The organism is Janthinobacterium lividum (assembly GCF_034424625.1).
In the GTDB taxonomy this organism is placed as follows: Bacteria; Pseudomonadota; Gammaproteobacteria; order Burkholderiales; family Burkholderiaceae_D; genus Janthinobacterium; species Janthinobacterium lividum.
On sequence record NZ_CP139976.1, the window covers coordinates 5,331,392 to 5,353,108 of the forward strand.

Sequence of the window (21,717 nt, forward strand, 5' to 3'; positions counted from 1 at the left end):
CAAGCCCGCCCATGAAATTCTGCTCCGAATGCGCCCATCCTGTCAGCCTCTCCATTCCGGAAGGCGACAACCGTCCGCGCTATGTCTGCGCCAACTGTGACGCCATCCATTACCAGAACCCGAAAATGGTGGTCGGCTCCATCCCCGTGTGGGAAGAGGATGGCCAGCTGCAGGTCTTGCTGTGCAAGCGCGCCATCGAGCCGCGCCTGGGCTACTGGACCCTGCCTGCCGGCTTCATGGAAAACGATGAAACGACATCCGACGCGGCCGAACGCGAAACGGTGGAGGAAGCGGGCGCGAATATCGAACTGGGCCCCCTGTTTTCACTTCTGAACGTGCAGCGCGTGCACCAGGTGCACCTGTTTTACCTGGCGCGCCTGCGCGACCTCGATTTCGCGCCGGGCATCGAAAGCCTGGACGTGCAGATGTTTACGGAAGCGCAGATACCCTGGGATGACCTGGCCTTCCCCACCATCCGCGCCACCCTGGAACTGTTCTTTGCCGACCGCGTGAAAATCCGCGAAGGCGGCAGCTATGGTTTCCATACGGGCGACATCACGCGCCCGATGGCGCGCACGGATGCAGAGCAAGCCCCCGAGTAAGCCTCCACCAACTGCCACCTTTGACGCCGCATGATTCCCTGGCTCGATACCCACACCCCGTTTCCCGACGTTTCGCGCGCCCTGACCGACGAGGCGCCCGGCCTGCTGGCGGCCGGCGCCGACCTGTCGCCCGCGCGCCTGCTCGACGCCTACCGGCGCGGCATCTTCCCCTGGTTTTCCGAAGGCCAGCCTATTTTGTGGTGGAGCACCGATCCGCGCATGGTGCTGATGACGGGGGACTTCAAGGTCTCCGACAGCCTGGCCAAGGCGATCCGCAAGGTCGAACGCAGCGCCGCCACGGACGGTCGCTGGCAGCTGCGCTTCGACGGCGATTTCGACGCCGTCATGCGCGCCTGCGCGGCGCCGCGCAAGGATGGCCCGGGCACGTGGATTTCCGACGAAATCATCGCCGGCTACACGGGCTTGCACAAGCTGGGCTACGCGCACTCGTCGGAACTGTGGCTTGATGGAGAACTGGTCGGCGGCGCGTATGGCGTGTCGATCGGGCGCATGTTCTATGGCGAATCGATGTTCGCGCGCGTGACGGATGGCTCGAAGATCGCGCTGGCGCACCTCGTGCGTTTTCTGCACGCGCGCGGCGTGGCCATGATTGACTGCCAGCAAGAAACGAAGCACCTGGCCTCGCTGGGCGCGGCGCCCATTTCGCGCGCGCGCTTCCTCGCCCATGTGCGCGTCGCCATTGAAGCAGCGCAAATCACGGATTGGCAAGCTGCACCACCGGCATAAAAAAGCTATGATATCTCCACGCAGACTTCCATTGCCGCGGACAGACCAGACAGGATCAGCATGACGCACCTGAACGAACTACCGTTTGCCACCCTGCAGTTCTACACGACGGCGCCCTATCCGTGCAGCTATCTGGACGACCGCCAGGCACGCTCGCAGGTGGCCACGCCTTCGCACCTGATCAACAGCGACGTGTATTCGGAACTGGTGCGCAACGGCTTTCGCCGCAGCGGCATTTTCACCTACCGCCCGTATTGCGACGGCTGCCAGGCCTGCATTCCCGTACGCGTCGTGACGGGCGAGTTCACCCCGAACCGCAACCAGCGCCGCGCCTGGAGCCGGCACGCCGACCTGCAGGCGGGCGTGGCCACCCTGTCCTTCCTCGACGAGCACTACGAACTGTACCTGCGCTACCAGAGCACGCGCCACGCGGGCGGCGGCATGGACCAGGACAGCCGCGACCAGTATGCGCAATTCCTGCTGCAAAGCCGGGTCAACACGCGCCTGGTGGAGTTCCGCGATGCCGAAGGCATCCTGCGCATGGTCAGCATCATCGACGTGCTGGCCGATGGCCTGTCGTCCGTCTACACCTTTTTCGACCCCGACGTGCCGGGCGCCTCGTACGGCACCTACAACGTGCTGTGGCAAATCGCCCAGGCGCGCGAACTGGACCTGCCCTACATCTACCTGGGCTACTGGATCGCGCAAAGCCCGAAGATGGCCTATAAAATCAACTTCAAGCCGCTGGAAGCACGGATCAAGGGGCAGTGGGTAATCCTGTAAACCTGGGATTATTTGGCAGGTCGGATTAGCGCGCAAGCGCGTAATCCGACACTGCGATGCCAACAATGGTGTCGGATTACGGCGCTTCGCGCCTAATCCGACCTACTTGCTCTTGTCCGGAAACGCCGGACGCTTGGGCTGCGCGGGCGGGTTCTTTGCCAGTTCGGCCTGGATCACCTCGATCGCCTTTTCCAGCTGCGGATCACGTCCGGCGATGACGTCGGCCGGCGTTTGCTCGACGTCGATATCGGGCGGCACGCCTTCGTTTTCCACGCCCCAGCCATTTTCGCGCGTCCAGAACGCCAGGTTCGGCGCCGTGATGAAGCCGCCATCCATCAGCACGGGGAAGCCCAGCACGCCCACCAGGCCGCCCCAGGTGGCCTTGCCGATCAGCGGGCCCATGTTATTTTTGCGGAACATCCATGGCAGCAGGTCGCCGCCAGAACCGGCCGTCTCGTCGATCAGCATGGCGCGCGGCCCCTGGATCGAAGCGGATGGTGTCTTCATGTCGGCGCCGTAGCGCATGGTCCACCAGGCGATTTCCTTCTTCTGCAGGATCTCGATGTAGTAATCGGCCACGCTGCCGCCGCCATTGAAACGCTCGTCGACGATGATGGCCTGCTTGTCCGCCTGCGGGAAGAAATAGCGCTTGAAGTAGGTGTGGCCCAGGCCCGCCGTATTCGGCACATACACATACGCCACCTTGCCGCCCGTCGCCGCATTCACCTTGCGCATATTGCCTTCGATCCAGTCGCGGTTGCGCAAGGCATCCTCGGTCGGCACGGGCACCACGGTGATCGTGCGCGCGCCCTTGCCGTCGGCCGATGGCCCCACGGTCAGGTCGATCGCCTTGCCGGCCGTGTTCTCGAAGGCGCTGTAGATATTCGTCGGCGGCAGCAAAGGACGGCTGTCGACGGCCAGCAGGTATTCGCCCGCCTTGACGTTCAGGCCCGGCTCCGTCAGCGGCGCGCGCAGGGCCGGATTCCAGTTCAAGCCGCCATACACTTTCTTGAAGCGGTAATGGCCATCGCGCACTTCATAGTCGGCGCCCAGCAAGCCCCCCGGCACCTTCTTCGCCTCGATAAAATCATCGCCACCGCCACCGCGGTGGTGGCCCACGGCCAGCTCGCTGCACATCCACTGGATCAACCGGTTCAGGTCTGCGCGGCTCGACAGCTCGGGCAGGAAGACGGCGTACTTGTCGCGCATGGCCTTCCAGTCCACGCCATGCATGCCCGGGTCATAGAAGTAATCGCGGTTGATGCGCCACACCTCGTTGAAAATCTGCGTCCACTCGGCGCGCGGATCGGCCTTTACTTCGATGGCGTCGACCTTGATCTTGCCTTCGCCCGGCGCCAGCAGCTTGCCCGTGGCGCTACCCATGGCCCAATTGTCCTTCTGGCGGTACAGCAGCTTCTTGCCATCGGCCGACACTTCGAAATCATCGGCTTCCGCCACCACGGTTTCCGCCTTGCGCTCCTTCAGGTCAAAACGCTGCACGGCCTTCTTGCCGTCGCTTTCGCGCAGCAAAAAGATCTGCCCTGCGGCACCCGCCGTCAGACTGGAGAACTGCGCGGCCGGCAGCGGCAAGTCGACGATGCGCGTGGCGATGCCGTCGAAATCGATGCTGATCGGCGCCACGGGCGCTACGGTCACTTTCGGGTCGTCGCGGCCCGTCTTCGGATCGACCTTCGGTTCGCTCTTCGCTTCCGGCTCTGCCTTTGCCGTGTCTTTTTTACTCTCCGCGCTGGCGGCCTTTTCCTCGTCGCTCTCCTTGATCAGGGGCGACGGCAAGTCGCGCCGCAGCACGGCCATCCACACGGTGCGCGTCACCAGGTTGTCTTCATTCTGCTGCGAGAACCAGTTGTTGCTGGGACCAGCGTTCGTCGAAGCGAAGAAATACAGGTATTTGCCGCTCTTGTCGAACATGGGCTGGGCCACGTCGGACAAGCCATCGGTCACGGGCATCGACTTGTTCTGCTCGACGGAATAGATGTAGGCGCTGCGCGTGTAGGTGGGCGAATTGAGCGTGTAGGCCAGCCAGCGCGAATCGGGCGCCCACGAGGCGCGCATGCTCTTGTCGACGCCATACATCGGCTCCGTGGCGACCTTCTGCACCTTGCCCGTGCCGACGTCGATCACATACATGCTCCAGCCATTGTCGGCAAACGCGATCTTCCTGCTGTCGGGCGACCAGACGGCGTTGTCATAGAAGCCGCTGCCATTCAGCTTGAACTTGCGCACGGCGCCCTTGCCATCCTGCGCCCGCACATGCAGTTCATACTCGCCCGACTCGTCCGAGAAATACGCGACCGAGCGGCCATCGGGCGACCAGATCGGCGTGCGCTCGTGGGCGCCGGCCGTCTGCGTCAGGTTGCGCACATCGCCCTTGTCGGCGGGGATGGTGACGATCTCGCCCCGGTACTCGAAGGCGATGCGCGCGCCCGACGGCGAAATCGACGCGTCGCGGATATATTTCGCGTTCTTGACCCAGCGCGGGCGCGTCTGCCCCAGGTCGCTGGCCACGGCGATGCTCAGCTTGTGCGCCTGGCCGCTGGCGATGTCGAGCGCGTGCAAATAGCCGGCCTGCTCGTAGACGATGGTGCCGTTCGCGGCCGACGCGTTCAGCACGGGAAAATCCGCGTGCCGCGTCAGCTGGCGCACGGCTTTCGTCTTGACGTCATACGCAAACAGGTTGAATTCGCCGTTGCGGTCCGAGCGGAAGTACACGGTGTCGCCCAGCCACATGGGGTCGACGTCGTTCGAGCGCGTGGTGGGCTGGGGGATTTTTTCGATGGATTTGTCGCTGGATGAAAACAGCCACAGCCAGGAATTGGTGCCGCCCCGGTAGCGCTTCCACTGCTTGAAGGCCGGCGCCAGCGGGTTGTAGGCGATGCGCTTGCCATCGGGCGAATAGGCGGCGCGTGAGGCGTTGGGGATTTCCAGCTGGGTTTCCACGCCGCCCGCCACGGGCACCGTAAACAGCTTCTGGAAGCGGTTGTTGAAGGCGGCGCGGGGCGAGGTGAACATCACGGCCTGGCCATCGGGCGTGAACGACTGCGCCAGGTCCGCGCCCGGGTGGAAGGTCAGGCGGCGCGGCACGCCGCCGGCCGCCGCGATCACGTACACGTCGACATTGCCGTCGATATTCGCGCTATACGCGATCAGGCTGCCGTCGGGCGAGAACACGGGATTGGACTTGTCGCCCAGATCGGAAGTGAGGCGCCGCGCGCCGCCGCCATCGAGGTTGGACAGCCACAGGTCGCCCGCATAGATGAAGGCGATGTGGCGGCTGGAGACGGCTGGTTCGCTCAGCATGCGGGTGTCTTGCGTATTGGGCAGGGCCAGGGCCGGGTGGCTCAGCAGCAGTGCGCTGGCGGCCGCGATGGCCGTCAAGATGCGTGTCTTTTTCAATCGATGTCTCGCTTATGAAGTAAACAGAACAGGGAAGAAACAGGAAAGTCCAAGGCCGGATGCGGATTATCAATGGATCAATATTGCATTTGGCCAACAAGAACTATACACCCGACCGCTGCGTGGAACACGGTAAAATACGGCACTTATTTCGCGTGCCGCCAGCCCTTCCCGGCGGCCCGCACACCTACTCAAAGCGCCCCATGTCTGAAAAATTCCTGTACTCCCTCGCCCGCCCGCTGCTGTTTTCGATGGATGCCGAAGCGGCCCACCATCTCACCCTGCCCGCCCTGAAACGCGCCAGCGCGCTGGGCCTGACGAAGCTGGCCGGCAAACCGGCAGCCGACCCGCGCACGGTGATGGGCATCACCTTCCCCAATCCCGTCGGCCTGGCCGCCGGCCTGGACAAGGATGGCGCCTACATCGACGCGCTGGCCGACCTGGGCTTTGGTTCCATCGAAGTGGGTACCGTCACGCCGCGCGCGCAGGCGGGCAATCCGAAACCGCGCATGTTCCGCCTGCCGCAAGCGCAGGGCATCATCAACCGCATGGGCTTTAACAATGGCGGCGTGGACGCCTTTGTCGCCAACGTGCAGGCGTCGAAGTTCTACCAGGACCGCGCCGGCGTGCTGGGCCTGAACATCGGCAAGAATGCCGACACGCCCATCGAGCGGGCGGCCGACGACTATCTGCTGTGCCTGGAAAAAGTCTACCCGTATGCCAGCTATGTGACGGTGAACATCTCGTCGCCAAACACCAAGAACCTGCGCCAGCTGCAGGGCGCGTCGGAACTCGACGCCCTGCTGTCGCAGCTCAAAGATGCCCAGGCGCGCCTGGCGGACAAGCACAAACGCTACGTGCCGCTGGCCCTGAAAATCGCGCCGGACATGGATGGCGAACAGGTGAAAAGCATTGCCGAGTCGCTCACGCGCCACCGTATCGATGGCGTCATCGCCACCAACACGACCCTGTCGCGCAGCGCCGTGGAAGGCATGCCGCACGGCGCCGAAGCGGGCGGCCTGTCGGGCGCGCCCGTGTTCGAACTGTCGAACAATGTCATCCGCCTGCTGAAGGCCGAACTGGGCGATGCGCTGCCCATCATCGGCGTGGGCGGCATCATGCAGGGCAGCGACGCCGTGGCCAAGTTCGAGGCGGGCGCGCAGCTGGTGCAGCTGTACAGCGGCCTGATTTACGCCGGTCCCGCGCTGATCAAGGATTGCGCGCGCGCGCTGCGCGGCAAACAGGCGACATGATCGCCAGGGTCAAGCTGGGTTCCAGCAGCCTGGAGGTGAGCAAGATCTGCCTGGGCACGATGACCTTCGGCGAGCAGAATAGCGAAGCCGAAGCGCACAGCCAGCTCGATTACGCGCTCGAGCGGGGCATCAACTTCGTCGACACGGCCGAGATGTATCCGGTGATGGCCAGCGCGCAGACGCAGGGCAGCACGGAGCGCTACATCGGCAGCTGGCTGAAGAAAAGCGGCAAGCGCAGCCAGATCGTCCTGGCCAGCAAGGTGGCCGGGCCGAATTCGCGCATGCACTGGATACGCAAGGGCAAGACGGACCACGACGCGGTCAACATCCGCGCCGCCGTCGAGGACAGCCTGCGCCGGCTGCAGACGGAGCACATTGACCTGTATCAATTGCACTGGCCCAGCCGCAACCTGCCCATCTTCGGCGCCAGCGCGTACAACCCGCGCAAGGAGCACGCCTCGGTCGCCATCGAAGACACCCTGGCCGTGCTGGGCAAACTGGTCGACGAGGGCAAGATCGGCCATATCGGCGTGTCGAACGAATCGTCGTGGGGCGTGTGCGAATACATCAAGCAGGCCGAGCTGAAAGGCTTGCCGCGCATCGCCGCCATCCAGAACCTGTACAACCTGACGGCGCGCCATTTCGAGACGAGCTTGCTCGACGAAACCTGCCACCGGGAAAATGTCAGCTTGCTGGCCTACAGCCCGCTGGCGTTCGGCCAGCTGACGGCGAAATATATCGACGATCCGCAGGCCAAGGGCCGTTTGACGCGCTTCCCGGCCGGCTGGAGTCCCCGCTACGTGCGCCCCGCTACCATCGCGGCAGCCAGCCAGTATGCGGCGCTGGCCCGCGCGCACGGCTTGACGCCGGCGCAGCTGGCGCTGGCCTGGTGCTACTCGCGCTGGTTCGTGGCCTCGACCATCATCGGTGCCACCAGCGTGGCGCAGCTGCAGCAAAATATCGACGCCCATCAAGTTACCCTGTCGCCGGAACTGGTGGCGGCCGTCGACGCCATCCACGCCAGTCTGCCCAATCCGGGACAGTAGGCGCGCTCCGTCTGGCGGCGCATGCCGCCGCCAGGCTCCCCACGCCCATCGCAGATAGTCGTATTTATACAACAGCTGGCAATTTACTGCTGTGCAGCATTGCGGCCTTGCCGTGCCCGGTCGTATGCTGGAAACGAGGCCATATGCGCTACCCGCGCCATTTGGACGTGTATCAGACATTTATTGCATATCGATAGACAGAACGATTCGTAAGCACGCCACAGGCCCACTGTTACTCTGATGTCATCACCGGACCGCCATGGTTCGCGCATCCACCAACCGAAGAGATATTGTCGATGAGTTCAAGCACCGCCCGCTCCCAGCTTCCCGCCCTGCCCGTGAAAACCGTTATCGCCGCCAGCCTGATCGCCTGCTTCAGCCTGCCAATGCAGGCGCAAGCGCAGCAAGAGCTGCCGGCCGAAGGTGAACTGCAATCGGTGGTGGTCACCGGCACCTTCGCCAAGAACCGCCGCACCATCGATTCCGAATCGCCTATCGACATCCTCACCTCGCGCGACCTGCAAAGCACGGGTTCGGGCGAGCTGGCCACCGTGCTGGCGCGCCTGCTGCCATCGCTGAACTTTGCCCGCGCCACGGGCGCCGACGCCAGCGACGCCGTGCGTCCGGCCCAGCTGCGCGGGCTGTCGCCCGACCAGACCCTGGTACTGGTGAACGGCAAGCGCCGCTACACCTCGGCCGTCGTCAACGTCAACGGTTCCCTGGGCCGCGGCTCGGCGCCCGTCGACCTGAACGCCATCCCGCTGGCCGCCATCGACCACGTGGAAGTGCTGCGCGATGGCGCGGCGGCCCAGTACGGTTCCGATGCGATCGCCGGCGTAATCAACATCATCCTGAAAAAAGGCGCGGCCGGCGGCGATATCGAAGTGGGCTATGGCCAGACGCAGGAACGCGACGGCAAGCAAAAATCCATCAAGGGTTCGGCCGGCTTCGCCCTCGGTGACGACGGCTGGGTGCGCGTCTCGGCGGAAGTGGCGGAGCGCGACCCGACCAACCGCGCCGGCGCCGACTTCCGCAATCCGCTGGAACCGCGCTACGGCAAGGTCAACCAGCGCTATGGCGATCCGGAAAGCAAGCCGGCAACGATTTTCCTCAACAGCGAATACCGCATCAACGACAATATCGACTGGTATGCCTTCGGCAATTATGGCAAGCGCGACACGTCGGCCGCCGCCACCTGGCGCACGGCCCTGATCCAGGACCCCGTCACCAAGGTCTACTCGCAGCGCACGCCGATCTATCCGGAAGGCTTCTTGCCGCTGCAAAACAGCACCCTGACGGACCAGTCCATCGTCACGGGCTTGCGCGGTGAAGCGGCCGGCTGGCGCTGGGATGCCAGCATCAATTACGGCAGCAACAAGTTCGAACTGGACCTGGACAACACGGTCAACCAGTCGCTGGGCGCGAACAGCCCCACGCATTTCTATGCCGGCTCGCTGAAGAATGAACAGACCGTATTCAACCTGGACGCGGCGCGCGAGTTTCCCGTCTCTTACTTTACGGGTCCGCTGACTGTAGCCGTCGGCGCGGAAGCGCGGCATGAGAAATACAGCATCGGCGCCGGCGACGCAGCGTCGTACACAGGCGGCGGCTCGCAAGGCTTTGCCGGCTTCCGCCCTGTCAACGCAGGCAGCCACTCGCGCCACAACGAATCGATCTATGTGAATCTGGAAGCGGAAGCGACGAAGAAACTGTCGGGCGGCGTGGCCCTGCGCCATGAGCGCTACAGCGATTTCGGCAGCACCACCTCTGCCAAGGGCTCGGCCCGCTACTCCTTCACGGACGCGCTGTCCCTGCGCGGCACCGTATCGAGCGGCTTCCGCGCGCCATCGCTGGCGCAGCAGTACTACACCATCACCACCACCAACTTCCAGGTCATCAACGGCAACAATACGGCCATCGAGACGGGCACCTTTGCCGTCAACACGCCGCAGGCGCGCGCCTTGGGCGCACAGGACCTGAAACCGGAAAAAGCCCGCAACTACAGCCTGGGCCTGCAGTTCCAGCCTAACCGCAACTTCACCACGACGGTAGACGCCTACCGCATCGACATCGACAACCGCATCCTGTTCTCGGCCAACCTGGCGCTGAACGACAAGCTCAAGGCCCAGCTGGCGACGCAAGGCTCGAGCGTGGGCGCGGCGCGCTACTTCACCAACGCCGTCGACACGCGCACGGAAGGCGTGGACATCGTCAGCACCTACCGCATCGACCTGCAGGACAAGGACCGCCTCGATCTCACCGTGGCCTACAACCATAACAAGAGCACGGTACAGAAAATCGCCGACAATCCAGCCATCCTGACGGCCAACAACCTGAAACTGATCGACCGCCAGAGCATCGACCGCATCACGGTGGCCTCGCCGAAGGACAAGTTCAGCCTGGCCGCCGACTACGGCTTCGGCATCTGGAATGCGCATGGCGTCGTGACGCGCTACGGCAGCTTCACCGTGCCACAGAACGATGTCAAGCTGGACCAGACGTATGACCCGCAATGGGTGCTGGACGTGTCCGGTTCCGTGAAACTGGGCAAGAACTGGCGCCTGGTGGCCGGCATCGACAACGTCACCAACCGCTACCCGGCGCAAGTGACGAGCGCGGGCAACCTGAACGTCAACGGCACCCAGCCTTACAGCATCTTCGCGCCGAACGGTTTCAACGGCCGCTACTACTACGCCAAGGCTGGCTATAGCTGGTAAATAGCGCTCTGCCATGCAAAAAGCCCGGAACGCATCGCGTTTCCGGGCTTTTTCATGTCTTGCGCCCGCAGGCGCATCAGGCTCAGGCGCGGCGGCGGCGCGCGACAAAACCGACCAGGCCCAGGCCCAGCATCAGCATGCCGTAAGTCGCTGGCTCAGGCACGGCAGAGACGGAGTTGTACGCGCGGAAATTGCTCAGGCCACGCGGCAGGTTGGCAATGCTGAAGACCGTATTCGCGGCAAGCGGCGTGTCCCAGTGGAACAACAGTTCGCCACGGCCATAATGCACGGCCAGGTAGTCAAAGCTGGAGTTGACGGTAAACGAACCGGACTTGCTGCTGGCCAGGTCGCCCTGGGCGGCAAAGACCAACGAGCCTGCACCGCTGGAGGGCAGGCCAAACTTGCTGCTGACCAAGCTCTTGATGGCGGCCGCGCTTTGCGCGCCGGCCGGGTTGGCGCCGTCATAGACCCAGACCGCGTCCGCTGCCACGCTGCCATAGGTGACGGTATTGCCGCCCACCAGGAAGCCGCTCATGGCAGGGTCGGTGATTTCCACCCAGCTAGCAGCCTGGGCCAATGGCGCCAGGCAAGCCGAGACAGCAAGGCAGAGACCCAGCACGGCATGTTTAGTCATGTTCATAGTTTCCCCTATCGATGAATTTCAAAAACTACAATGTTGATTATATTTTTGTTATATTTTTTTGCGATTGGACAAAAGATATCATCCAGGAAATCTAAATGCAATAAAAGAAACATCTTCGGCCATTGAAAATTTCAATTGGTCTTATCAATTTATTGGCGAGGCCTGCTATCACGGGGCTTGCCGCCATCGTTGCCATGAGCGCTCGCCGTCCCGGGGAACAGGATTGTTGTATCTCAGCACATGTAAAGTGGCAGGGTCGCCCTGTACCAATGGCAAGCCGGAAGGTATGCGTGGTCATCCTGACACGCAATCGGCTACCATGGGTCTTACTCTTTTTGATCACGGATAAGCAACCATGCCCAGCTGGCACCTGGCCGACGCCGCCGAACTGGCGGCGCGCCATCCCTACACTTTCTATAAATCGCCACCCGAGGCCATCGCCCAGGTGCGCCCCGGCGAGGTGGTCAAGCTGATCTTCGCCTTCCACAGCGACGATCCGCAAGCGCCGGGCGCCGAGCGCATGTGGGTGCTGGTGGATACGGTCGAACCGCATGGCCACTTCACCGGCAAGCTCGACAACATGCCCGGCTACATCCAGGATTTACAGGCCAAAGACCCCGTCGCCTTCGATGCGCGCCACATCATCAATACCCAGCACGACGATGACGATAACCTCGTCAACCGCTACGCGGGCCTGTGCTTCGTGACGAAAAAAGTGCTGGAAGACGGCGCGCCCGTCGGTTATCTGTACCGCGAGGAGCCGGACAACGACGACGACAGCGGCTGGCGCTTCACGGCCAACGACGAGAGCGACGACTACATGCACGACAGCGCCAACGTGGCCCTCGTGTCGCTGGGCGCCGTGCTCAGCGTGGACGACCGTTTTATTGCCCTGCTGGATGCTCCGGCCGGCGCGGCCTATGCCTTCGACCACAACACGCAACAATTCATGGCGGTTGACGAATGACAATAGATGAATTGAAGGAATTTTGCGCGGCCCTGCCCGGCGCGCAAGCCGTGCTGTACGGTGCGCCGTCGAATATCCTCGTGTATGCAGTGGCGGGGAAAAAATTTGCTTATTTCAAGACCAGCGCACCGGAGCAGTGGCGCTTCAGCCTGCGGGGCAGCGCCGGGCGCTTTATCGAACTGACGGACATGCCGGGCGTGAAACCGGCCCGTTACATGGGCCGCTTTCACTGGGTGACGATCGTGGATGTGGCGCGCTTCCCGGCCGATTATCTGGCGGAGCTGGTACAGGATAGCTACGCGCGCGCCGTGGCCAGCCTGACGCGCGCGCAAAGGGCAGCCATCGCCTAGAGGGCGTCCTCGCCCGCCATGGCACGGTCGATGTCTTCGCGCGTCAGGTCCGGCGCCAGTTGCAGGATGAACTCATAGGCGTACGCGCGCAGGTAGGCGCCGCGGCGCACGGCCAGGCGCGTCGTGTTGGTGGCGAACAGATGCGACGCTTCCACGGCCCGCAGACCCTTGTCGCGGCCATGGTCAAAGGCCATCGAGGCGACGATGCCCACGCCCAGGCCCAGCGCCACGTATTGCTTGATGACGTCGGAATCCATGGCAGTGAGAATAATATCGGTCGCCACGCCCGCCTTGGCGAAGGCGTCGTCGATATGGCCGCGTCCCGTGAAACCCTTGTCGTAGGTAATCAGCGGATATTTCGCCAGGTCTTCCAGGCGGATGGGCGAATGCTCGAGCAGCGGGTGCCCGTCCGGCACGACGATCAAATGGCTCCAGCGGTAGCACGGGAACGACACGAGGTCGGGGAACTGGCTCAAGCCTTCCGTGGCGATGCCGATATCGGTCTTGCCGGACAACACCCATTCCGCGATGTGCTCGGGCGCGCTTTGCTGCAGCGCGATACGCACGTCGGGGAAAGCGGCGCGGAAGCTTTGCACCACTTTCGGCAACGCATAGCGCGCCTGCGTGTGCGTGGCCGCCACCGATAAGGTGCCGCTGGTCTGGCCGCTGTATTCGAGGCTGGCCTGCTGCAGGTTTTCCGCCTCGATCAAGAGGCGGTCGACGATCTTCAGGATGCCCTTGCCCGGCTCCGTCAAGCCCGTCAAACGCTTGCCGTTGCGCTCGAAAATCACCACGCCCAGCTCATCCTCGAGTTCGCGGATTTGCCGGCTCACGCCCGGCTGCGACGTGAACAGGGCGTTGGCCACTTCCGTCAGGTTATAGCCGCGGCGGGCCGCTTCGCGGATCGATCGCAATTGTTGAAAGTTCATGGCTATCCTGTATCAAGTTCGGGTGGGTTCAACAAATACATGGAGGCGTTTCGGGCGGACAACCAATGTCTCGCCTTCCTTCAGCTGCAGATGGGTAAAACGCTCGTTCGACATCACAGCTTCGATCAGCTCGCTGTTATCCACGCGCTGCAAATCCAGCTGGGCCAGCGGGCCAATCGCATGGGCGCGGCTCAGTTTCACGACGATGCCTTCCGCGCCCTGCGTGTAGCGGTCGATTTCCAGGTCGTGCGGACGCACATAGGCCGTGCCCTTGCTGTCGCTCACGCCCGCGTAATCGGGCACCTCGAAGCTGGCGTCGCCGGTGGCCATCACGCCGTCGTGCACGCGGCCGTGGAACAGGTTGACGTTGCCCAGGAAGCCATACACGAAGGGCGAAGCCGGGTGGTTGTAGACTTGCTCCGGGGAACCGAGTTGCTCGACCGTGCCCTTGTTCATCAGCACCACCTGGTCCGCCACTTCCAGCGCTTCTTCCTGGTCATGCGTGACGAAAATGCTGGTCACGTGCAAGTCGTCATGCAGGCGGCGCAGCCAGCGGCGCAATTCCTTGCGCACCTTGGCATCCAGGGCGCCGAACGGTTCGTCCAGCAGCAACACGCGGGGCTCGACGGCCAGCGCGCGCGCCAGGGCGATGCGCTGGCGTTGCCCGCCCGACAGCTGCGGCGGATAGCGGTCGGCCAGCCAGTCCAGCTGCACCAGTTCCAGCAAATCCTTCACCTTGCGGCGGATCTGGTCTTCCGACGGGCGCTCGCTGCGCGACTTCACGCGCAAGCCGAAGGCCACGTTCTCGAATACCGTCATGTGCTTGAACAGCGCGTAATGCTGGAAGACGAAACCGACTTGGCGCTCGCGCACGTGGCGGTTCGACGCGTCTTCCGCGTCCAGCAGCACCTGGCCGCTGTCCGGATGTTCGAGGCCCGCAATAATGCGCAACAAGGTGGTCTTGCCGCAACCGGATGGACCCAGCAGGGCCGTCAGTTCGCCGGCGGGAAAGTCCAGCGAGATATTGTCGAGGGCGACGAAATCGCCGAAACGCTTGTGGATGTTTTTAACTGCGATGGTCATATCAGTGCTCCGTAGAACGTAAGGCGGAATCGTCGGCGTCGCTCTCGTTCAAACGCCACTCAATGAAGGCTTTCAAGGCCAGGGTCACCAGGGCCAGCAGGGCCAGCAGCGAGGCGACGGCAAACGCGGCGGCGAAGTTGTACTCGTTGTACAGAATCTCCACCTGCAGCGGCATGGTGTTGGTTTCGCCGCGGATATGGCCGGACACGACGGACACGGCGCCGAACTCGCCCATGGCGCGGGCGTTACACAGGATCACGCCATACAGCAGACCCCACTTGATGTTCGGCAAGGTGACTCGGCGGAAGGTATTCCAGCCCGACGCGCCCAGCACGATGGCGGCCTCTTCCTCTTCGCTGCCCTGCGACTGCATCAGCGGGATCAGTTCACGCGCCACGAACGGGAAGGTAATAAAAATGGTGGCCAGCACGATGCCGGGCACGGCAAACAGGATCTTGATGTCGTGCGCCTGCAGCCACGGGCCGAACCAGCCCTGGGCGCCAAACATCAGCACATAGATCAGGCCGGAAATCACGGGCGAGACGGAAAACGGCAAGTCGATCAGGGTCAGCAAGATACTCTTGCCGCGGAAGTCGAACTTGGCGATGCACCAGGAAGCGGCCACGCCGAATACCAGGTTCAGCGGCACGGCGATGGCCGCCGTGATCAGGGTCAGCTTGATGGCGGAAATCGCGTCCGGGTCGATGATGGCGGCGATATACGCCTCCCAGCCCTTCTTGAACGCTTCCGCAAACACGGCCACCAGGGGCACGATCAAAAAGGTCGTCAGGAACAGCAAGGCGATGGTGATCAATACCGTGCGCACCCACAATGGTTCCAGCACGACGGGGCCGACATTCGGCTCGAAGCGGCGCGCCGTCGGGCGCGCATGGTCCACGCCAGCGATGGCAGTCGTATTCGTACTCATGATTTCTTCGCCTTTCCGCGCGTCCATGCTTGCAGCAGGTTAATCGTCAACAACAGCAAAAAGGAGACCACCAGCATCACCACGGCGATGGCCGTGGCGCCCGCGTAATCGTATTGCTCCAGCTTGGTAATGATGAACAGCGGCGTGATTTCCGACACCATGGGCATATTGCCGGCGATAAAGATCACGGAACCGTATTCGCCCGTGGCGCGGGCGAAAGCCAGCGCAAAGCCCGTCAGCAAGGATGGCAAAATCGTGGGGAAGATGACGCGGATAAACGTTTGCAGGGAATTGGCGCCCAGGCTGGCGGCCGCTTCCTCCAGTTCCTTTTCCGCGTCTTCCAGCACCGGTTGCACGGTGCGCACGACAAACGGCAAGCCGATGAAGGTCAGCGCCACCACCACGCCCAGCGGCGTGAATGCCACCTTGATGCCCAGCACGCCTTCGATGAACTGGCCGAACCAGCCGTTCGACGAATACAAGGCCGTCAGGGTGATGCCGGCCACGGCCGTCGGCAAGGCGAACGGCAAGTCGACCAGCGCGTCGATGATGCGCTTGCCGGGGAATTTATAGCGCACCAGCACCCAGGCCAGGATGCCGCCAAACACCACGTTCAGCAGCGCGGCGATCAGCGAAGCGCCAAACGTCAGGCGGTACGACGCCATCACGCGGTCGGACGTGACGGCGCTGAAGAAGGCGTCCCACGTCATGGTGAAAGTTTTCAGGAACACCGACGACAGCGGAATGAGGACGATCAAGGCCAGGTAAAAGAGCGTGAAGCCCAGTGACAGCTTAAACCCCGGCATGACCCGAAACGGCGCTCCGCGCGCCTTGAGCGGTGCTGCTGATGCTGCAGACATAGAAACTCCTTCTTATTACATTTTTGAGTTATAGGCCGCAATAATCACATGCAATCGTTATAAAAAGAACTAACCATTTCTCATTTGCTTAGATGGATTTTGCATAGTTGCCGATGGAAACGCTGGGCGAAAAAAAAGGGGTCGGACCCTGTGGGTCCGACCCCGGCTTTTGGGGTGGGGTTGGGCACACACTTAACCCAACACCTTGACGGCTGAGGTCAGACCCATAGGATCTGACCCCGTTCTTACTTGTTTGGCTGCGGCGTGAGGCGCAAGTATGGTTTCGCGGCCGTAAAGCCCTTCGGATATTTCTGCTTGATCACGTCCGGGTCTTGCACGGTCAATGGAATGATGACGTCGTCGCCATCTTTCCAGTTGCCGGGCGTGGCCACCGTGTAGCCGTCCGTCAGTTGCAGGGCATCGATGACGCGCAGGATTTCATTGAAGTTGCGACCCGTGCTCAGCGGATACGTGAGGATCAGGCGCACTTTCTTGTTCGGATCGACGATGAAGACGGAGCGCACGGTGGCCGTGACAGACTGTTCCGGGTGAATCATGTCGTACAGCACCGATACTTTCTTGTCGACGTCGGCGATGATGGGGAAGCCCACCACCGTGTTTTGCGTCTCTTCGATATCCTTGATCCAGCTTTTGTGCGATTCGGCCGCATCCACGGACAGCGCGATGGCCTTCACGTTGCGCTTGTCGAATTCCGGTTTGAGCTTGGCCGTCAGGCCCAGTTCCGTCGTGCACACGGGGGTAAAGTCGGCCGGGTGGGAAAACAGCACCACCCAGGAATTGCCCGCCCACTCGTGGAACTTGAGCGGGCCGATCGAGCTGTCTTGTTCAAAATCAGGGGCGACATCGCCCAGGCGTAAAGTCATCGTGATCTCCTTGTGAGGTTGTGTGGCAATGGGATGTGCGTCGAATCAGGCTGCCTGACGGTGGCGCTTGTCGCTTTGCGCCAGATCAAACAGTGTTTGCAGTTGCGCCTGGCCGTAGACCCAGTCACCGAGGCGCGACTCGGCGTTGATATGACCCAGTGCACCGCCATCAATATACTTGCAATTCCAGCGCCGTGCCCACTGCGCCGCGTGTTCGGCCGTCATCCATGGGTCGGTCTGGCTGGCGATCAATATGCCGGGGCAAGGCAACCGCTTTTGCGGCAATGCCTTCGCCACGCCAAACTTGTCGGGATCGGCCGGCCCCACCAGCAGCACGCCAGCCACGCCCTGCGGATCGCGGGCCAGGCTGTGCGCCGTCGTCAGGCAGCCGAAGCTGTGGGCCACGATCAGGGTCGGGCGCGCATCCTGCCGCCGTACCTGGTCCAGGCGCGCCGACCAGGTGGCCAGGTCGGGAGCGTTCCAGTCGTCCTGCTCGACCCGCTCGAATTGCGGATACAGACGCTGCCAGCGGCTCTGCCAGTGCTCGGGACCGCTGTTATGCAAGCCCGGCACGATCAGTACCCGGTAATCGGAAAAGCTGCGCAGCGCCATGGTGGATCCTTTTAGTAACGGTCTGGCAATCGTGCCATCCGATATTATTTAGGCTGGTAGATCTGGTCGAAGATGCCGCCGTCGGCAAAGTGCGCCTTCTGTGCCGCCGTCCAGCCACCCGCCACTTGCTCGATGGTGAACAGGTTGACCTTGGCAAACTGCGACGCGTATTTCTTCGCCGCCTTGTCCGTTGCCGGACGATAGTAATTCTTCGCGATGATGTCTTGCGCTTCGTCCGTGTACAGGTAGTTCAGGTAAGCCTCGGCCACCTTGCGCGTGCCGTGCTTGTCGGCAAACTTGTCGACGACGGCGACGGGCGGCTCGGCCAGGATGCTGACGGACGGGGTGATGATGTCAAACTTGGTCGGCCCCAGTTCCTTGACGGCCAGGTAGGCCTCGTTTTCCCAGGCGATCAGCACGTCGCCGATGCCGCGCTCAACAAACGTGGTGGTGGCGCCGCGCGCGCCGGAGTCGAGCACGGGCACGTTCTTGTACAGTTTGCCGAGGAAATCCTTGGCCTTCGCTTCGTTGCCGCCCGGCTGGCGCAGCGCGTAGCCCCACGCTGCCAGGTGGTTCCAGCGGGCGCCGCCCGAGGTTTTCGGGTTCGGCGTGATGACGGAGACGCCCGGCTTGATCAAGTCATTCCAATCCTTGATGCCTTTCGGGTTGCCCTTGCGCACCAGGAACACGATGGTCGAGGTGTACGGCGAGCTGTTGTGCGTCAAGCGCTTCTGCCAGTCGGCGGCCAGCAGCTTGTGCTCGGCCAGCGCATCGATGTCATAGGCCAGGGCCAGGGTCACGACGTCCGCTTCCAGGCCATCGATGACGCCGCGCGCCTGCTTGCCGGAACCACCGTGCGATTGCTTGATCTTGACGTTGTCGCCCGTCTTGCCTTTCCACTCCTTGGCAAATGCCGTGTTCACATCCTGGTACAGCTCGCGCGTCGGGTCATACGACACGTTGAGCAGGGTGATATCGGCAGCCTGCGCCGTTTGCAGAATGGCAAACGCGCTGATGGCGGCGGCAATGATGATTTTTTTCGACAGCATCTAAGATCCCCGAGTGGTTGAACTTTCAGAACCACCAGATTACGGCGCTATGGCCGCAAAGAGAACGAAGCGTTTCGCCGTTTGATATACATTTTTCGCATATGGACGGCGCGCAACGGGGATTTAGCGGTTAAGACCAAGGACACCTGACAAAACCGTAGCGAGCGGAAGGGAGAGGCGGTCGAGAAGCGCAACTGTGCGAACGCACAGTGAGCATCACAGGCTGCCTATACCGACGCGCAGTAGGTTTTGACAGGTGTTCAATAAAAACGGTTGAACAGGACAACAGCCCAGGTGGCGAAGGCTAGGATGCAGGTCAGCAGCACGGCCGCGCTGCCGAAGTCCTTGGCGTTCTTCGACAGCGGATGGCGCTCCAGCGAGATGCGGTCGACCACGGCTTCGATTGCGGAATTGATCAGTTCGACGATCAGCACCAGCAGCAGCACGCCGATCAGCACCAGTTTTTCAAAGGCGGAGATGCGCAGCAGCAAGGCGATCACCGTGCCGACGACGAACAGGCCCAGTTCCTGGCGGAACGCGTGTTCGTGGCGCCAGGCCGCTTTCAAGCCATCAAGCGAGTAGAAAAAAGCGGAAAAAATCCGCTTCAAGCCACTCTTACTTTTGAATTCATTTACAGGTTGCATAGTTTTCCATATGTAAATCAAGTGCAGTGGGCACATTATGGGGGCGACATAGCACTGTGACCATTTATTCGCTGAATATCTCGGAACATTTCACTATTTTTTCACATTATGGTATAAAGAAGCATGAATACTGCATTGCACCAAATCCATCATGAAAATTGAACCGGTCGCGGCCCCCAAGACAACGATACAGGTGATCGAACGCATGGTCGCCCTGCTTGATGCCCTGGCGAAATATTCGGACCCGGTCAGCCTGAAGGAATTGTCGAAGGTTTCCGGCCTACACCCCTCGACGGCGCACCGCATTCTCAACGACATGGTGCTGACGCGCTTTGTCGACCGCATCGAACCGGGCACGTACCGGCTGGGCATGCGCCTGCTGGAACTGGGCAATGTGGTGAAAAGCCGCCTCAGCGTGCGCGAAGCGGCGCTGGACTTCATGCGCCAGCTGCACAAGAAAACCCAGCAAACCATCAACCTGTCCGTGCGCCAGGGCGACGAGATCGTCTACATCGACCGCGCCTTTTCCGAACGCTCGGGCATGCAGGTGGTGCGCGCCATCGGCGGCCGCGGCCCGCTCCACCTGACCTCGACCGGCAAGCTGTTCCTGTCGGTGGACGAGCCGAAAGCCATCCGCGCGTATGCCACGCGCACGGGCCTGGCCGGACACAACAAGAATTCCATCACGGATCTGCAAAAACTCGAGCGCGAACTGAGCCTGGTGCGCGAGCGCGGCTATGCGCGCGACAATGAAGAGCTGGAACTGGGCGTGCGCTGCATGGCCGCCGGCATCCGCGACGACTCCGGCAAGCTGATCGCCGGCCTGTCGATCTCGGCACCGGCCGACCGTCTGCAGGATGAGTGGCTGGTGGACCTGGTGGAAACGGCGAACCAGATTTCCGTCACGCTGGGCTATATCCCGCAAGACTAAATATACAGGGCAGCTACGCTACCCTGTATATTTTTAGCCGCCGGGCAGGCTCATATTGGCTGGTTTCAGTGCTTCGAGCCACTTGCGCATGCGTCCCGCATCGGCCGTACGCGACTGCTTACCCTTGGAATCGAGGAAGACCATGATCACGGCCCGTCCTTCGATGACAGCCTGCATCATCAAACAACGTCCCGCCTCATTGATAAAACCCGTCTTTTGCAAGCCGATTTCCCAACCGGGGTTGGCCACCAGGTGATTCGTATTGCCAAATTGCATGGGCTGGCCACTGGCTTCGACGATGGCTTTCGGGTCCGTCGAGTACTCGCGCAGCAGCGGATGGCGGAAGGCGGCCATGGCCAGCTTGCCCAGGTCGCGCGCGCTGGCCACGTTCATTTTCGACAGGCCGCTGGAATCGACATAATGCGTATCCATCATGCCCAGCTGGCGCGCCTTGCTGTTCATGGCGTCGACAAACGCCGGCAAGCCGCCCGGATAGTTACGGCCCAGCGCCGAGGCGGCGCGGTTTTCCGAGCTCATCAAGGCGATGTGCAGCATATTCGCGCGCGTCAATTGCGAACCCACTTTCAGGCGCGAACTGCTGAACTTGGCGCGGTCAACGTCCTCGTCCGTGATCGTCAGCACTTCATCCATGTCCTGGCGCGCTTCGACCACCACCAGGCCCGTCATCATCTTGGTGATGGAGGCGATGGGCAAGGCCACATTGGAATTCTTTTCAAACAGCACTTCCGCATTGGCCTGGTCCAGCACCAGCGCCACGCTGGACTTGAGGTCGAGCGGATCACGCGTCAGGTTCAGGCCGGCCAGATCGCCCATGGTCGGCATCGGTGCGGCCATGGGCACGGCCACGCTGCTGACTTTTTGATAGATGACTTTGCGCTTGCCGCGCACCATGACGACCCGGCGCACGGTCTTTTCGCGCGGCGCGGCCGTCGCGCCCTTGCGCAGCACGACTTTGACTTTCTTGGTATTTTGTTTCTTGGACGCAGAGGATTTGCCGTTCGCTTCCTTGGCGTGCACGGCCGCAGCCGGCGCCAGCGCAAACAGCAGGGAAGCCAGGATACCCAGCGCAAGTTTAAACTTAGCCATTCGATAATTCCCCGTGAAGCTGTTGCCTTATTGCAGTGTAGCGAAATGCAGAGTAATCGCAAGTCTATTTAACAGTTAGGACAGTATTTATTGCAGCAATGAAATACAAATCGTTGGCGATCAGCAAACAAACTCATCCTTAACCGCTTGTTTGACCGTGTCCGTCGC

At 61.9% G+C, this 21,717-nt stretch carries 20 protein-coding genes; 9 read left to right on the forward strand and 11 right to left on the reverse strand.

The genetic code is table 11. The features are described 5' to 3' along the window. The first annotated feature begins 11 nt into the window (after positions 1 to 11). Genes U0004_RS24070 through U0004_RS24080 form a run of 3 tightly spaced genes read left to right on the forward strand, consistent with a single transcriptional unit; the run spans position 12 to position 2,132 of the window. Positions 12 to 602, forward strand: a complete 591-nt coding sequence (locus U0004_RS24070; RefSeq protein WP_034785201.1) for an NUDIX hydrolase — start codon at positions 12 to 14, stop codon at positions 600 to 602. A gap of 30 nt (positions 603 to 632) precedes the next feature. Further along, a complete protein-coding gene (gene aat, locus U0004_RS24075; protein ID WP_070256654.1) occupies positions 633 to 1,349 on the forward strand; it encodes a leucyl/phenylalanyl-tRNA--protein transferase in 717 nt (238 codons plus the stop codon). A 60-nt stretch (positions 1,350 to 1,409) separates the two neighbouring features. Next, a complete protein-coding gene (locus U0004_RS24080; RefSeq protein ID WP_070256655.1) occupies positions 1,410 to 2,132 on the forward strand; it encodes an arginyltransferase in 723 nt (240 codons plus the stop codon). A 102-nt stretch (positions 2,133 to 2,234) separates the two neighbouring features. On the opposite strand, the gene U0004_RS24085 is transcribed toward U0004_RS24080, so the two are convergent. Beyond that, on the reverse strand, positions 2,235 to 5,546 hold the full coding sequence (locus U0004_RS24085; protein ID WP_070256657.1) for a S41 family peptidase: 3,312 nt from the start codon (positions 5,544 to 5,546) through the stop codon (positions 2,235 to 2,237). A 203-nt stretch (positions 5,547 to 5,749) separates the two neighbouring features. On the opposite strand from U0004_RS24085, the gene U0004_RS24090 reads away from it, so the two are divergent. The 3 genes from U0004_RS24090 to U0004_RS24100 all read left to right on the forward strand — a co-directional run bounded on the left by U0004_RS24090 (position 5,750) and on the right by U0004_RS24100 (position 10,562). Then, positions 5,750 to 6,799, forward strand: a complete 1,050-nt coding sequence (locus tag U0004_RS24090; RefSeq protein ID WP_070256659.1) for a quinone-dependent dihydroorotate dehydrogenase — start codon at positions 5,750 to 5,752, stop codon at positions 6,797 to 6,799. Continuing rightward, a complete protein-coding gene (locus tag U0004_RS24095) occupies positions 6,796 to 7,845 on the forward strand; it encodes an aldo/keto reductase (protein WP_269462269.1) in 1,050 nt (349 codons plus the stop codon). The genes U0004_RS24090 and U0004_RS24095 overlap by 4 nt, the downstream gene beginning before the upstream one ends. Before the next feature lie 296 nt (positions 7,846 to 8,141). Further along, positions 8,142 to 10,562, forward strand: a complete 2,421-nt coding sequence (locus U0004_RS24100; RefSeq protein WP_052140383.1) for a TonB-dependent receptor plug domain-containing protein — start codon at positions 8,142 to 8,144, stop codon at positions 10,560 to 10,562. 82 nt (positions 10,563 to 10,644) lie between these two features. Here U0004_RS24100 and U0004_RS24105 read toward each other — a convergent pair whose 3' ends face one another. Further along, entirely contained in the window at positions 10,645 to 11,202 is a 558-nt protein-coding gene (locus U0004_RS24105) for a PEP-CTERM sorting domain-containing protein (protein ID WP_092608397.1), read from the reverse strand. Positions 11,203 to 11,560: 358 nt separating this feature from the next. Between U0004_RS24105 and U0004_RS24110 the strand changes: the two genes are divergently transcribed. Further along, positions 11,561 to 12,172 carry an immunity protein Imm33 domain-containing protein gene (locus U0004_RS24110; protein ID WP_070256663.1) on the forward strand — a complete coding sequence of 204 codons (612 nt, stop codon included), beginning with the start codon at positions 11,561 to 11,563 and terminating at the stop codon, positions 12,170 to 12,172. Continuing rightward, entirely contained in the window at positions 12,169 to 12,522 is a 354-nt protein-coding gene (locus U0004_RS24115) for an MmcQ/YjbR family DNA-binding protein (protein ID WP_070256665.1), read from the forward strand. The genes U0004_RS24110 and U0004_RS24115 overlap by 4 nt, the downstream gene beginning before the upstream one ends. On the opposite strand, the gene U0004_RS24120 is transcribed toward U0004_RS24115, so the two are convergent. The 8 genes from U0004_RS24120 to U0004_RS24155 form a co-directional block, all read right to left on the reverse strand. Further along, positions 12,519 to 13,451, reverse strand: coding sequence for a CysB family HTH-type transcriptional regulator (locus tag U0004_RS24120; protein ID WP_070256667.1), 933 nt, complete (start codon positions 13,449 to 13,451; stop codon positions 12,519 to 12,521). The genes U0004_RS24115 and U0004_RS24120 overlap by 4 nt on opposite strands. Positions 13,452 to 13,463: 12 nt before the next feature. Next, positions 13,464 to 14,534 carry a sulfate/molybdate ABC transporter ATP-binding protein gene (locus tag U0004_RS24125; protein WP_034747519.1) on the reverse strand — a complete coding sequence of 357 codons (1,071 nt, stop codon included), beginning with the start codon at positions 14,532 to 14,534 and terminating at the stop codon, positions 13,464 to 13,466. Position 14,535: 1 nt separating this feature from the next. Next, entirely contained in the window at positions 14,536 to 15,462 is a 927-nt protein-coding gene (gene cysW, locus U0004_RS24130; protein ID WP_070256709.1) for a sulfate ABC transporter permease subunit CysW, read from the reverse strand. Continuing rightward, positions 15,459 to 16,268: a sulfate ABC transporter permease subunit CysT gene (gene cysT, locus U0004_RS24135; RefSeq protein ID WP_099408869.1), complete on the reverse strand. Its 810-nt coding sequence runs from the start codon at positions 16,266 to 16,268 to the stop codon at positions 15,459 to 15,461. Before cysT ends, cysW begins: the two co-directional genes overlap by 4 nt. Positions 16,269 to 16,567: 299 nt before the next feature. After that, on the reverse strand, positions 16,568 to 17,206 hold the full coding sequence (locus U0004_RS24140) for a peroxiredoxin (protein ID WP_034785187.1): 639 nt from the start codon (positions 17,204 to 17,206) through the stop codon (positions 16,568 to 16,570). Between the two features lie 45 nt (positions 17,207 to 17,251). Then, positions 17,252 to 17,818 carry an RBBP9/YdeN family alpha/beta hydrolase gene (locus U0004_RS24145; protein WP_034747509.1) on the reverse strand — a complete coding sequence of 189 codons (567 nt, stop codon included), beginning with the start codon at positions 17,816 to 17,818 and terminating at the stop codon, positions 17,252 to 17,254. 44 nt (positions 17,819 to 17,862) lie between these two features. Beyond that, the gene (locus tag U0004_RS24150; protein WP_034785183.1) at positions 17,863 to 18,867 is read right to left on the reverse strand and encodes a sulfate ABC transporter substrate-binding protein; all 1,005 of its coding nucleotides are present in this window, start codon (positions 18,865 to 18,867) and stop codon (positions 17,863 to 17,865) included. A gap of 260 nt (positions 18,868 to 19,127) precedes the next feature. After that, complete coding sequence (locus tag U0004_RS24155; RefSeq protein WP_035821531.1) at positions 19,128 to 19,511, reverse strand: diacylglycerol kinase; 384 nt, start codon at positions 19,509 to 19,511, stop codon at positions 19,128 to 19,130. Positions 19,512 to 19,662: 151 nt separating this feature from the next. Between U0004_RS24155 and U0004_RS24160 the strand changes: the two genes are divergently transcribed. Further along, positions 19,663 to 20,442 carry an IclR family transcriptional regulator gene (locus tag U0004_RS24160; RefSeq protein WP_034785179.1) on the forward strand — a complete coding sequence of 260 codons (780 nt, stop codon included), beginning with the start codon at positions 19,663 to 19,665 and terminating at the stop codon, positions 20,440 to 20,442. A 33-nt stretch (positions 20,443 to 20,475) separates the two neighbouring features. Here the strand turns inward: U0004_RS24160 and pbpG are convergent, their stop codons facing one another. Beyond that, complete coding sequence (pbpG, locus tag U0004_RS24165; RefSeq protein ID WP_070256669.1) at positions 20,476 to 21,549, reverse strand: D-alanyl-D-alanine endopeptidase; 1,074 nt, start codon at positions 21,547 to 21,549, stop codon at positions 20,476 to 20,478. Positions 21,550 to 21,717: the final 168 nt, after the last annotated feature.